10 protein-coding genes are annotated in these 13,373 nt (G+C 61.8%); 3 read left to right on the plus strand and 7 right to left on the minus strand.

Going from position 1 to position 13,373, the window contains the following annotated elements:
* Positions 1-18: 18 nt before the first annotated feature.
* From MKZ40_RS11010 to MKZ40_RS11025, 4 genes are all read right to left on the minus strand, one after another.
* Positions 19-1,296: a sigma-54 dependent transcriptional regulator gene (locus tag MKZ40_RS11010; RefSeq protein WP_348994699.1), complete on the minus strand. Its 1,278-nt coding sequence runs from the start codon at positions 1,294-1,296 to the stop codon at positions 19-21.
* A 154-nt stretch (positions 1,297-1,450) separates the two neighbouring features.
* Entirely contained in the window at positions 1,451-1,834 is a 384-nt protein-coding gene (locus MKZ40_RS11015; RefSeq protein WP_175090675.1) for a hypothetical protein, read from the minus strand.
* A gap of 116 nt (positions 1,835-1,950) precedes the next feature.
* Positions 1,951-2,820 (minus strand): hypothetical protein, encoded by an 870-nt coding sequence (locus MKZ40_RS11020; RefSeq protein ID WP_175090676.1) that lies wholly within the window; start codon positions 2,818-2,820, stop codon positions 1,951-1,953.
* Between the two features lie 25 nt (positions 2,821-2,845).
* Complete coding sequence (locus tag MKZ40_RS11025; protein ID WP_254627223.1) at positions 2,846-3,769, minus strand: CsgG/HfaB family protein; 924 nt, start codon at positions 3,767-3,769, stop codon at positions 2,846-2,848.
* Positions 3,770-4,358: 589 nt separating this feature from the next.
* Here MKZ40_RS11025 and thpD point away from each other — a divergent pair.
* Both thpD and MKZ40_RS11035 read left to right on the plus strand, forming a co-directional pair.
* The gene (gene thpD / locus MKZ40_RS11030) at positions 4,359-5,465 is read left to right on the plus strand and encodes an ectoine hydroxylase (protein WP_348994700.1); all 1,107 of its coding nucleotides are present in this window, start codon (positions 4,359-4,361) and stop codon (positions 5,463-5,465) included.
* A 206-nt stretch (positions 5,466-5,671) separates the two neighbouring features.
* Positions 5,672-6,406, plus strand: coding sequence for a fumarylacetoacetate hydrolase family protein (locus tag MKZ40_RS11035; protein ID WP_175090677.1), 735 nt, complete (start codon positions 5,672-5,674; stop codon positions 6,404-6,406).
* Positions 6,407-6,565: 159 nt separating this feature from the next.
* Here the strand turns inward: MKZ40_RS11035 and speA are convergent, their stop codons facing one another.
* From speA to MKZ40_RS11050, 3 genes are all read right to left on the minus strand, one after another.
* A complete protein-coding gene (gene speA, locus MKZ40_RS11040) occupies positions 6,566-8,464 on the minus strand; it encodes a biosynthetic arginine decarboxylase (RefSeq protein WP_175090678.1) in 1,899 nt (632 codons plus the stop codon).
* A 176-nt stretch (positions 8,465-8,640) separates the two neighbouring features.
* The gene (locus MKZ40_RS11045) at positions 8,641-9,603 is read right to left on the minus strand and encodes a homoserine kinase (protein ID WP_175090679.1); all 963 of its coding nucleotides are present in this window, start codon (positions 9,601-9,603) and stop codon (positions 8,641-8,643) included.
* A gap of 195 nt (positions 9,604-9,798) precedes the next feature.
* The gene (locus tag MKZ40_RS11050) at positions 9,799-10,128 is read right to left on the minus strand and encodes a DUF2782 domain-containing protein (RefSeq protein ID WP_175090680.1); all 330 of its coding nucleotides are present in this window, start codon (positions 10,126-10,128) and stop codon (positions 9,799-9,801) included.
* Between the two features lie 342 nt (positions 10,129-10,470).
* Here MKZ40_RS11050 and polA point away from each other — a divergent pair, with 342 nt between their 5' ends.
* Positions 10,471-13,359: a DNA polymerase I gene (gene polA, locus MKZ40_RS11055; RefSeq protein WP_175090681.1), complete on the plus strand. Its 2,889-nt coding sequence runs from the start codon at positions 10,471-10,473 to the stop codon at positions 13,357-13,359.
* Positions 13,360-13,373 lie beyond the last annotated feature (14 nt).

Raw genomic sequence — 13,373 nt, forward strand, 5'->3', positions numbered from 1 at the left:
CGCAGGCCAGCGCTTCTCTCAGTGCGAGGTGGGCTCTTCCGGGTGCATCGCCAGCCAGCTCAGGCGCTTGCGATAGATGGTAGAGGGGGCGATCTCCAGTATCGCCGCAGCGCGGGGGATACTGCCATCACAGGCGCTGATAACGCTCTCGATCGCCTCGCGTTCGACCATCCACAGCGGGCGCAGCGTGGTCTCGCTGTCCTCCTGCGCGTTGTGGCTGACCGACGTGCGATGCGCCGTGCTGGAGGGCAAATCCAGCATGTCGGCCGTCAGCACCTCACCATCATTGAGGATGATGGCGCGCCGCAGCGTGTTTTCCAGCTCTCGCACGTTGCCGGGCCAGTCATGGGCCAGCAGCTGACGCTCGGCGCATGCACTGAGTCGTGTGAAGCGCTTGCCTTCGTGGCCTGCCATGCGTCCCAGCAGCCCGGTGGCGATCTCCAGGATATCCTGACCGCGCTCGCGCAGTGGCGGCACCTTGAGCGGAATGACGTGCAGGCGATAGAAGAGGTCTTCCCGGAAGCGGTGAGTATCGACCAGTACTCGCGGGTTCTGATGCGTGGCGCACACGATGCGGCAATTGACCTCTACCGTGCGCGTGGCGCCCACCGGCATTACCTGCCCCGTCTGCAGGAAGCGCAGCAGCTTGCTCTGCAAGGGCAGCGGCAGCTCCGCGATCTCATCGAGAAACAGCGTCCCCCCATCTGCCGCCACGGCGAGCCCCTGCTGGGCGCTCACGGCTCCCGTGAAAGCCCCGCGCACATGTCCGAACAATTGCGACTCCAGCAGCTCTGCCGGAATGGCGGCACAATTGACGGCGATGAATGGGCCGTCACGTACCGGGCTATGGCGGTGAATGGCAGTGGCACACAATTCCTTGCCGCTGCCGCTTTCGCCGGTGATGAAGATGGGAGCGTCCGAGTGGGCGACCTGGATGAGAGTGCGATAGAGCGTCTGCATGGCCGATGAGTCTCCGATAAACTCCCCAAAACCGCGAGGTCGCTTTACCGGTAGTTCCCTTACCCGCGAGGTAGTGGAGATATCGTCAGCCAGATTCAATGCGGTAGCCGATGATGCAGCCTGATGAGCTTTCAGTGCGGTCATGAGTGTTGTTCCCTTGCTGCTGGTCTTTCTGCATTGCCTGCGCTTCGTGCGAGCGGGCTGCGAAAGAATAATTGTCGGGCTGCTTCTGGTGACAGCCTCACCGGAGAGTCTGGATTCTCCAGCGTTGAGTGTTCGTCTTGAGGGTTTATCGAGTTCCCATATAGAGGTTAATGACTTGTGCGAGATGATCATGGCGGCTTTTAGTGCGTTTTTTCCGCTCCCCCTGAGTGGCAGACTTCTCAGTCTCGACGCTTGCCTGGCTGACCAACTCTCTACTCACGCTGAAAGGGTGAGCCCTGGTATCTGATGGTCTGTCTTGCCGCTGATGACTGTCCCGGGCAGTGCATCACTGGGCGTCTTCCTCTTCATCTCCGTTGTTGTGGGTAATGGTGAAGTCAGTCGACGATGTCTGAGAGCTACCATCCGCGGATTGATCCGCAGTGCTGTCGATGGTGCCGGTGGAACCATCACTCAGCGTCTGTTCGATCTGTTGCCAGTTGCCGATCGAGGTGCTGCTGCCGGTATTGAGGGTGTATTGCCCGATATTGGTATCGGACCCTTCCCCCAGGCTGCCGGCCTTCTTGCTCTCGTAGAGGATCAGGGCGGATTCTGCGCTACGAGCCGGAAAGTCGTAGGGGAAGGGCCCCATCAGCGAGTTGGCGCTGGCAGTCGTGGCCAGCAGGCATCCCGCACTGACGACCCCCAGGCTGATACGTGTAAAGGCATTCATGTCTTGCTCCTTTCGCTCTGTGAAAGATGCAGTGTCTGATGCGTGAGACTTCTGATGTCGGCAGATGCTGAAACACACGCGGGTCGCCCCGCGTGTGTTGGTTGCCTGCTGAGGATTTACGGAGTAACGGGACCGACGGAGACGGACATGTTGTTACCCACGGAGGTCGCGGCATTGTTGATGACCGGGCCATCGAAGCTGCCTGCCGGCGGCAGATCCAGCGTGATGTTGCTGACCTTGGCAGTTGAACTGATGTTGGCGAAGCTCATCTGGGTATTGTCGGCAATCAGGGCGCTATCGATATCTGTGCTATCCAGAGTGACCGACATATTGTTGCCCACGGAGGTCGCGGCATTGTCCACGCTCAGGTTGAGAATGTTGTCGACCTTGGCCAAGGACTCGACTTCAGCAGTGCCCGGGTAGAAGAAATAGCCACCAGAACCTGCCAAGAACTGCTCATTGTGCAGGTTGACCATGGCATCACTATCCACCGAGACATTGTTGCCCACCGAAGTGGCGGCATTCTCCAGGGACTCGAGCTTGGTGATGTCAGGATTGGGTGTGGAACCGGCATAGCTGATATAGACATCAACATCAGCGTTAGCATTTGCAGCTGCAGCTGCGCCCGCATTGGCTGTTGAATGATGATTCCAGCTGTGTGCACTCGCATTGGCTGCCGCACTGCTGCCTGCACTGAGACTATCAACTAGTTCGATAGTAGGGTCACCTGCTTCACCTGCACCGTAGCTGACATCACTGACGATGGCTTCGGAGCTGACATCACCGATCTGCTTCTGCAGACTTTCGACCATCACCAGGCCACCTGGATCTTTGATTTTCGGATCAATATAGACGTCAATGTTGACATCGGTATTCACCTGACCATCCCAGTTCCAGTCCACGTTATCGAAGGCTTGCGCCTGACTTGCCATCATCACACCACTTACGAGACCGATGGCGACTGCGAGCTTGTTATAGGTAGTCATTGTCATGTTCCTCATGAATGTTGACTTATTGTGCTGCGCTGGATGCTGCCGGTACTTCTGATGCGGGTGTTGCTTGCAACGGTGTTGCGACTGCTTCATTTGATTCATTGCCACTTGCTGCATTACTGCTGGTATTGGCTGCGGCCACTTGCTGCGTGTTGCTAACGTCGTCTGCAACATGCTGTCCCGGGTGGAGCTCGCATTCCTGCCCCGCAGGTACAGGAAGCCCCAGGCCTTCAGTCAGAAGCTGGTACGCGCCCATCTCCACGACTGATCTCACGCCCAGCTGCAGTGGTTCATTGCGCACTGCGCCGGAGTCAAACTCGACCAACTGATTGCCGAAGAAGCGGTAGATACCGGCTTCGACTTCGTAACCCACCACCTGCTTCTGCAGGCTGGTGACATAGACGGTGCGGAAGGTACGGATATCGACCATGCGCAGGTCAAGGCCGACATTGATGACTGCAGTGCGCAGTCCGGCCCCGATTCCGCTGACAAACAGGCGGGCGCCGCCGCTTGAAATGTTGTAATTGAGCTCTGTAAGAGCACCGAGAATCACGAAATGCGAAGGGAGGACTGCCAGTTTTCGCGGCGAGTAGGCCATTGCCTTGTTCTCGAAAAGCTGCTGCTCTGCCAGCGGGACTCGCACATCGAGACGCTCGGTAAGATGCACCTTGCGAGTCTTGTAGAGAGCACTTATCAGCATCTCGGATACACCCTGGGTCACGGCAGCACTCTCTGTCACGGTGGAGTAACTGCGTTGACCGGTCTTGTCCGTCACCTGACCCACTGCAATCACAGGCAGGTTGGTGGCTCCCTGAATTCGACTGAGTGACACGAGGCATTCGCTATATGGCGTGTTGTTGGAGGTGACTGGTGGCCCTACGACCGGTTCGACATTGTCGAATTTCGGTTCGACAGCGGCGCAGCCCCCCAGCACTGTGGCCATGCAAGCGGCCATGCATATCCGTGGCTTAAACATGCTGGAAGTTCCCCTGGTGTGACGCATGATCCTGCGCCGTTATTTTTCTCTGATATGTCTCTATCAGTTGTTCTGCCGTGCTTTCCTAGGGGCACGAAGCGTGCCAAACAATTTCACAATATTTCACAGACACTTACGCATTAACGCGCGATGTTGCGCGCGATGCGTTTTGCAAATGGCGAAGCGAAGTGAGGGGAAATACCACGGGCATGGTGCCAGTGGTGAGCCGCTGATTAAGCCGGTTATCTCACGAAAGATGAGATTCAGTGCCAACAGGATGAGCCAGAACTGGCGAGAGGGGATGACTGAAGGATTTTGTCATTCGCGAGGCACAGACGGCCTCATGTTTTCTTGAGAAGGGTGATGGCGGGAGTGGTGTGAGATTGGATGGTCTTTTAACGATCTTGAGGATCAGATCTCTATGCTTATTTCATGAATCTCGGGGGTTGAAGTCTGTTGTATGGCCCATAGGTGGGACAGTGCGGGCAAGCCGCATGCTAGAACGCCAGATTCCACTTTCCTCAATGCAAGACATTGATGCCTTAAGGAGAGCACGATGACAGCTTCACGCCATATGACTTCGTACAACGCCACTTCCGCTCTTTCGTCCAAGCAACGTCAACACGAGCAGACCGATGGTGGCAACGTCAGCGCCGCTGCAGACGCCTCCCATCAGTCGCTGGACGCCCGTCAGACCAATGCCGACCGTGATCAGGCGCCGGAAGCCTATCTCGACAAGTCGGGCAGCGATCGAGGGTCCGATCACTCGCGAGATGCCTATCCGGCGCGCCTGAGCCAGCCACCGGAGCACCTGTGGCAGAAACGCCGCGAGCCCGTCGTGCACTCGCGTGCCGATGAGGGGCCGCTGGGCGCCGAGCAGCTCAAGCGCTTCGAGCGTGACGGCTTCCTGTTCGAGCCGGAATTCTTGGCGCCGGAGGAAGTCGAGACGCTGAAGGCCGAGCTGGCAGCGCTGCTCGACAATGAAGAGTGGCAGGGACGTGATTTCACCATCACCGAGCCCAAGAGCCGCGAGATTCGCTCCATCTTCGCCGTGCATTTCCTGTCCGAGCGCTTCCGCCAGCTGGCTGAGGACCCGCGTCTGGTCGATCGCGCGCGCCAGATCCTGGGGGGCGATGTCTATGTCCACCAGTCGCGCATCAACTACAAGCCGGGCTTCGAGGGCAAGGGCTTCAACTGGCACTCGGACTTCGAAACCTGGCACGCCGAGGATGGCATGCCGGAGATGCGCGCGGTCAGCGCCTCGATCATCCTGACCGACAATCACCACTTCAATGGTCCGCTGATGCTGATCCCCGGCTCGCATGAAGTCTTCGTGCACTGCCTGGGCGAGACGCCGGATGACAACCACAAGTCATCCCTGCAGACCCAGAAGGTCGGTGTGCCCTCGCGCGAAGCGCTGAGCGAGCTGATCGCCGAGCGTGGTATCGAAGCACCGACCGGTGCCGCCGGTGGTCTGTTGATGTTCGACTGCAACACGCTGCATGGCTCCAACGCCAACATGTCGCCGGACCCGCGCAGCAACGCCTTCTTCGTCTACAACCGCGTCGACAACGCGATGCAGGCGCCCTTTGCCGCCGCGCGTCCGCGCCCGGAATTTCTCGCGCACCGTCTCGATGGTGGCTGGGACGAACTTGAAGACTGAAGTTGAAGACTGAGCTGGAAAACTGAACTTGAATACCTGGGTTGAAGACCTGGCCTGAAGACCGAAGTGGACAGAACTGCACAACGCCGGGTTGCGCTCAGGCGGCGAAATCTCGGACGTTGGTGTGGTAGTGGCAGGCTGTCGGGGCGACGTATCATTGCGATATCTCTCATTGATCCTCCATCACGCCCCGACAGGAGTTCGGCATGCCGCTTGCTCAGCGTTTCACCCTGCGTTTCAGCGATGGTCGCGTCTTCGCTCGTGACCTCGGCAAGGTGGTCTGTGTCGGCCGCAATTACGCAGCCCATGCCGCGGAGCTCGGCAATGAAGTGCCCAGCGAGCCGCTGTTGTTCATCAAGCCCGCCACCAGCGTGACACCGATGGACAAGCCATTGGCGATCTCGCGGCGGCGCGGCCAGTACCACTATGAGGCCGAGCTGGCGCTGCTGATCGGCAAGCCGCTGTGTGAAGCCAATGAAGCAGAGGCGCTGGAAGCACTGGCCGGCATGGGCCTGGCGCTGGACCTGACCCTGCGTGAGCGCCAGAGCAAGCTCAAGGCCAAGGGCCAGCCGTGGGAGCTGGCCAAGGCCTTCGATGGCAGCTGTCCGCTGTCCACCTTCGTGGCGCTGGATGGACCACGTTGGCGTGATGCCGATGGCGAGCTGCACGATGTGGATTTCCAGGCGCTGCATTATCGCTTCGCCATCGACGGCGAGCAGCGCCAGCAGGCGGATACCAGCCTGATGCTGTTCTCCGTCGCGCGGCTGCTCAGTGAAATCAGCCACAGCTTCACCCTGCTGCCCGGCGATGTGGTGCTGACCGGCACGCCGGAAGGCGTCGGCGAGCTGAATCAGGATCAGGCGCTGGCACTGGCGCTGGATGCCCCGGATGGCAGCGGCGAGCTTCTGCGTGTCGAGACACGCACGCGCGGCGTGGCATGACGTATGGGGCTGATTCAGCCCTGAGCGAGTAACAGCAGCCCCGAGCGGGTTAAAAAAGAAAAGCCCCTGCCGGGTCACCGGCAGGGGCTTTTGCTGTCTGGATTTCAGCTTTTGACGCGGACTCGGCTCAGGACACCAGGCCCCAATCTCGGCAGCGTCTCAGCTCTCCAGGTAGGTGTAGCCGTCGAGACCGGCCTTCAGGTCTTCGAGCAGGTCTGCCTGTTCCAGCGCATTCAGGTTGGATGACTTGAGCTGACGCGCGAGGCGCGCGGCCAGCTGATCCGGGTCGAAGTTCACGTAGCGCAGCACCTGCGCCACGCTATCACCTTGAATGGCATGGGAAAGCTGCCACTGACCATCGTCGTCGAGGCTGGCATCCACGGAATCGGTATCGCCGAACAGGTTGTGCAGATCGCCGAGGATTTCCTGATAGGCGCCGACCATGAAGAAGCCGAGCAGCTTCTCTTCATCGGCATGCCATTCCGGCAGCGGCAGGGTGGCGTCCAGGCCCTGGTCATCCACATAGGTGTCGATGCGGCCATCGCTGTCACAGGTGATGTCCTGAATCACGCCACGACGTGTCGGCGCGCGGTCGAGACCGGTCAGCGGCAGGATCGGGAAGATCTGCTCGATGCCCCAGATGTCCGGCAGCGACTGGAACAGCGAGAAGTTGACGAACAGCTTGTCGGCCAGCTTCTCGTTGAGCTCATCGAGCACCGCGCGGTGCGAACGCTGACGCGCATCGAGACGCCCGGCCAGGCTGCGACACACGTTGGTGTAGATGGCCTCGGCCTCGGCGCGGATGGCGATGCTCGCCAGCCCCATCACGAAGCGCTCCTGCACCTGATGCTGGGCGTGCACCACGGCGTGGTAGATCTCCACCAGCTCACGCGGCTCCAGCTGACCCTCCAGTCGTGCAGCCTGGGCCCACAGCGCGGCGATCTGGGCATCGTCCTCGCGGCGTGCGGGCAGCGGCAGGTTCACGCACTCCTCGCCGATCACGTCCGTTATCAGCACCGCGTGATGGGCGGTCAGGGCGCGGCCGGATTCGGAGATGATGTGCGGGTGCGGCAAATCATGGGCATCACAGACGGCGTGGAAGGCGCCGACCACGTAGTCGGCATATTCTCGCATCGAGTAGTTGAGCGAGCAGGCGCTTTCCGAGCGGGTGCCTTCGTAGTCCACCCCCAGGCCGCCACCGACATCGACGATCTCCACGCCGGCGCCTGCTTCGTGCAGACCCTGATAGAAGCGCGCGCACTCGGCCAGACCGCGCTGGATATCGCTGATGTCCGCGATCTGGGAGCCAAGATGGAAGTGGACCAGCTTGAGGCAATCCAGCGCATCCACTTCGCGCAGACGTTCGACCAGCGCGACGATCTGGCTGGCGGTCAGGCCGAACTTGGACTTCTCGCCGCCGGTGTTCTGCCAGTTGCCCTTGCCGATGGTGGCCAGGCGCGCGCGCAGGCCGATGCGCGGGCGCACGCCCAGACGCCTGGCCTCTTCCAGCACCAGTTCCAGCTCGCTGGCCTTCTCGACCACCAGATGCACGCGGTGGCCGAGCTTCTCGCCCATCAGCGCCAGACGCACGTATTCGCGGTCCTTGTAGCCATTGCAGACGATCACCGACGGGCCGTTGTCCGACAGCGCCAGCACGGCGAGCAGTTCCGGCTTGCTGCCGGCTTCCAGCCCGACACGCCCGCGTGAGCGCTCGCTGGTCGCCAGCAGCTCCTCGACCACGCGACGCTGCTGATTGACCTTGATCGGGTAGACGGCGGTGTAGCTGGCGCCATAGCCGCGCGCACTGATGGCGGCATCGAAGGCAGCGCACAGCTGCTCGACGCGGTCATGCAGGATATCGGCGAAGCGAACCAGCAACGGCAGGCGCAGGCCCTGGGCGCGCGACTTGTCGATCAGCGAGATCAGCGGCAGCGCAGGCGTGCCCGGCTCGCCATGCGGGCGCACCAGTGTCAGGCCATCCTGGCCCACGTCGAAATAGCCGCTGCCCCACTGGTCGATGTTGTAGGTGCGGCGTGCTTCGGCTGCAAAGGAGGTCATCGCGGTCTCCGGAGATGGACGGCGTGAAGGCAAGCCCGGCGGTGCTCAACAGGTGTGGGCAGCGTCGGAGAAGACAATGACGCCCGCAGGAATGCGGGCGCTCAGAGGGCGCATTATGCCTGCTGGGGGCCAGCAGGCAATTGCTTTGACGACTCGGTCAGTACGCAAGATGCCGATCAGGCCGGTTGCGTGGCCTCGGGCAGCGGCAGAGCGCCTTCCTCGATGCGCCGACCCAGCAGCTGGCGGTATTGCGCCGGGTCCTTCGGCGTCAGGTTGTGGGCGGGCGGGTCCACGTAGACCACCAGCAGGCGTGACAGCCAATAGCGCAGCGCGGTCATGCGCAGCATGCTCGGCCACAGACGGCGTTCGTCGGCATTCATCGGGCGCTCGGCGAGATAGGCGCTGAGCAGGGCGTCATAACGCGCCTGGTCCAGACGGCCATCGTCATTGGAGCACCAGTCATTGACCAGAATCGAAAGATCGAAGATCAGGTCGCCGGTGCAGCCGTTGTAGAAGTCGATGATGCCGCCGAGGCGATCGCCGTCGAACAGGGTGTTGTCGCGGAACAGGTCGCCGTGCAGCGCGCCCTGCGGCAGCTCGACACCACTGAAGACGTCTTCGCAGACATCGATCTCGTCGGCCATCAGCGCCTGGTCTTCAGGGTTCAGGTACGCCAGTACCTTGTGGTGCATCGGCTTGATCCAATGCAGGTCACGGGTGTTGGGGCGGTGGCCGGTGAAGTGCTGCGAGACGGCATGCATGCGCCCCAGCGCCGCGCCGATCTCGCGGCACTGTGCCACGTTGGGCGAGACCGGCCAGCTGCCCGGCATACGCGGGAACAGCAGCGCCGGCTTGCCTGCCAGCACCTTGAGCGCCTGGCCGTCGCGGTCGTGCAGCGGGCCCGGCACCGGCAGCTTGTGGCTGGCGAGGAAGTCGAGCAGCTCGACGAAGAAGGGCAGTTCCGCATGCTCGCCCTGCTCGAACAGGGTCAGCACCATCTCGCGGCGCTCGGTGGTGACGAAGAAGGTCGAGTTCTCGGTGCCGTGCGCGACATCCTCAAGCGATGTCAGTGTGCCTGCGTCGTACTCTGCCAGAAATTCTGCGACCTGAGCGTCGCTCAGGGGGGTAAAGACTGCCATGGGTGACTCTTCTCGCCGAAATGTGTCCGCCCCGCCAGTGGCGCGCCGCCGGAGCGAAGCGGCGGCAATGCGCTGACAGGAGTTGTTGTAGGTATGCAGGAAGGATACCGCCACGCCCGGAGGCAAGCGATATGCCGCGGGCGTGACGCCTGTCGCTGCTGGTTCAGCTCTCGCGTGAACCAGATGCCGAGCTTATCACTTTTTCAATGCCCAGCCGGGTACCTTGAGCTGGTTGGCACTGGTGACGCTGGACTTGATGAAGTTGCCGTTGCCGTCACTGTCGAGCAGGAAGAAGGGCGCGCCGCCCTTGGGGATGATCTCGATGGCATAGAGATGGCCATTGACGCGGTATTCGCGCAGCTGGCGGTCATCCTGCTGACGACTGGTGATCTGCGGCTTGGGGGTCTCGCTCTCGGCGACGGCCAGCGGCGCACTCAGGGCGGTGACGGCCAGCAGCAGCCCGGTGGCCAGCAGCGTGGGCAGGCGCAGCAGGGAATGCGGAGCAATGGAAGCAGTCGAGCGCATGACAATCCTCCTTTACACAAGCGCAGCCTGTCTCAGGTTCCGCGTGCGAAAGTTCTGTGAGCAAGGGGTCTGCAAGCAAGAGCACGATGCGTATCTGTGCAGAAGACAAGCGAATCGGCGCTGGCCTGAAACCTTGCCTGATGGGCGCAGTTTACGTCCCTTGCGGGCAGTGTGCACGACTTCCCGCCATCAATGCCGGGCGCAGAAGACACACGCGCCGAGGGTGGCGACTGTGCCTCGCCGCAGCCCTTGCGTATCATGACAGCCATAGCTGCCGAGAGGTTTTCGGCCCCGACTCTGCTTGCCCCAAGCTCACCCTTCAGCCTACGGATGCGACTGCTCATGGCCGCCACGCCGATCGTTCTCGTCGATGGATCTTCCTATCTCTATCGTGCCTTTCATGCTCTGCCGCCGCTGACCACCTCCAAGGGCCTGCCCACCGGCGCGGTGAAGGGCGTGATCAACATGCTCAAGAGCCTGATTCGCCAGTACCCGGACAGCCCCATGGCAGTGGTCTTCGATGCCAAGGGCAAGACCTTCCGCGACGACATGTACCCCGAGTACAAGGCCCAGCGTCCGCCGATGCCGGATGACCTGCGCCTGCAGGTCGAGCCGCTGCATGCCTGCGTGCGTGCCCTTGGCCTGCCACTGCTGTGCGTGGAAGGTGTCGAGGCCGATGACGTCATCGGCACCCTGGCGCGCATGGCGACCGAAGCCGGGCGTGACGCCGTCATCTCTACCGGCGACAAGGACATGGCCCAGCTGGTGAACGAGCACATCACCCTGGTCAACACCATGAAGAACGAGACGCTGGATGTGGACGGCGTCACCGAGAAGTTCGGCATTCCGCCGAACCTGATCATCGACTTCCTCGCGCTGATGGGCGACAAGGTCGACAACATCCCCGGCGTGCCGGGCGTGGGTGAGAAGACCGCGCTGGGCCTGCTGCAGGGCATGGAAGGCGGCCTCGACACCATCTACGGCGATCTCGATCGCATCAAGACGCTCAGCTTCCGTGGCGCCAAGACCCTGGCCAAGAAGATGGAAGCGCATCGTGAAGATGCCTATCTCTCCTATCGCCTCGCCACCATCAAGCTGGACTGCGAGCTGGAATATGGCCTGGATGACCTCGCCATCGCCGCGCCGGATACCGCAGCGCTGGTCGAGCTCTATCGCGAGATGGAGTTCAAGGCCTGGCTGAAGGAGCTGCTGGAAGGCGGCGACATGGCGGCCACGCCGCATGCTGACGAGAAGGACAGCGGGGTCGCCGGCAGTGACCTGTTCGGTGACAGCATCGCGCCGGTCGCTGAAAAGGCCTCAGGCAAGGGCAAGACCGCCACTGCGCCAACCCCTGATCTGGAAGCGGCGGAAGAGGGCGACGAGATGCCCGATGCGCTGCCGCCACGTGAGGAGCGCAACTACCGCGCCATCACCGAGCAGGCCGAGCTGGATGCGTGGCTCGAGCGCGTGCGCAACGCCACCTCGCTGTGCTTCGACCTCGAGACCACCAGCCTCAACTACATGGAAGCCGATATCGTCGGCATCGGCATGGCGCTGGAAGTCGGCGAGGCCGTCTACATTCCCGTTGCCCACAGCTATCTGGATGCCCCTGCGCAGCTGGAGCGTCAGGCCGTGCTGGAAGCGCTGACGCCGATTCTCGCCGACACCGCCATCACCAAGATCGGCCAGAACCTCAAGTACGACATCGAGGTGCTGGCGCGCTATGACATCGCGGTGGCCGGCCCGCTGGCCGACACCATGCTGATGTCCTACGTGCTCAACTCCACCGCGACCCGTCACGACATGGACTCGCTGGCGCTCAAGTATCTGGGCGAGAGCACCATCAGCTTCACCGACATCGCCGGCAAGGGCGCCAAGCAGCTGACGTTCGATCAGATCGCGCTGGAAGAGGCGATGCCGTATGCCTGTGAGGATGTCGACATCACCCTGCGCCTCGCCGCGCTGCTGATGCCGCGCATCGAGAAGCTGGGACGCCTGGGCGAGGTACTGCGTGATTACGAATACCCGCTGATACCGGTGCTGGCGCGCATCGAGCGCAACGGCGTCGCGATCGACCCCGAGCGCCTGCACGCTCAGACGCGTGAGCTGACCGAGCAGATCCACGACATCGAGAAGCAGGCATTCGAGCTGGCGGGCCGCGAGTTCAACCTCTCTTCCCCCAAGCAGCTGGGCGAGATCCTCTTCGAGGAGCAGAAGCTGCCGGTCAAGAAGAAGACCCCCAAGGGTGCACCGTCCACCGCCGAAGCGGTGCTTGAGGAGCTGGCGCTGGACTACCCGCTGCCCAAGCTGATCATGCGTCATCGCGGCATGACCAAGCTCAAGAGCACCTACACCGACAAGCTGCCGCAGCTGGTCAACCCGACCACGCGCCGCCTGCACACCAGCTACCATCAGGCTGTCACCGCCACGGGCCGTCTGTCGTCGTCAGACCCGAACCTGCAGAACATTCCGGTGCGCAGTGACGAGGGCCGTCGTATCCGTCAGGCCTTCATCGCGCGCCCCGGCTATCGCATCGTCGCGGCGGATTACTCGCAGATCGAGCTGCGCATCATGGCGCATCTCTCCGGTGACAAGGGCCTGCTCTCGGCCTTCGCCGAGAATCGCGACGTGCATGCTGCCACCGCCGCGGAAGTCTTCGGCACCCAGGAAGCGAAGGTCAGCAGTGATCAGCGTCGCAGCGCCAAGGCCATCAACTTCGGGCTGATCTACGGCATGTCCGCCTGGGGCCTCTCGCGTCAGCTGGATATCGAACCCGGCCAGGCCAAGACCTACATCGAGCGCTACTTCGAGCGTTATCCGGGTGTCGCCACCTACATGGAAGACACGCGTCAGCTCGCCGCCGAGCAGGGCTACGTCGAGACCATCTTCGGCCGTCGCCTCTACCTGCCGGAAATCGGCTCGCGCAATCACGCGCGTCGTGCTGCCGCCGAGCGCACCGCCATCAACGCCCCTATGCAAGGCAGCGCCGCCGACATCATCAAGCGCGCCATGATCGACGTGGACGCCTGGCTGGCGGGCAATGACGGTAACAAGGCGTACGACGCCATGATGGTCATGCAGGTACACGATGAACTTGTCTTCGAAGTCGCCGAGGCTCAGGTCGAAGACTTCATGAAAGACGTCGCCCAGCGCATGCAGAACGCCGCCTCCCTCGACGTCCCGCTGCTCGTCGAAGTCGAGCAAGGCGACAACTGGGAAGAAGCGCATTAAAAATTTATAGCCAA

The organism is Cobetia sp. BMC6 (assembly GCF_029991385.1).
Taxonomy (GTDB): Bacteria; Pseudomonadota; Gammaproteobacteria; order Pseudomonadales; family Halomonadaceae; genus Cobetia.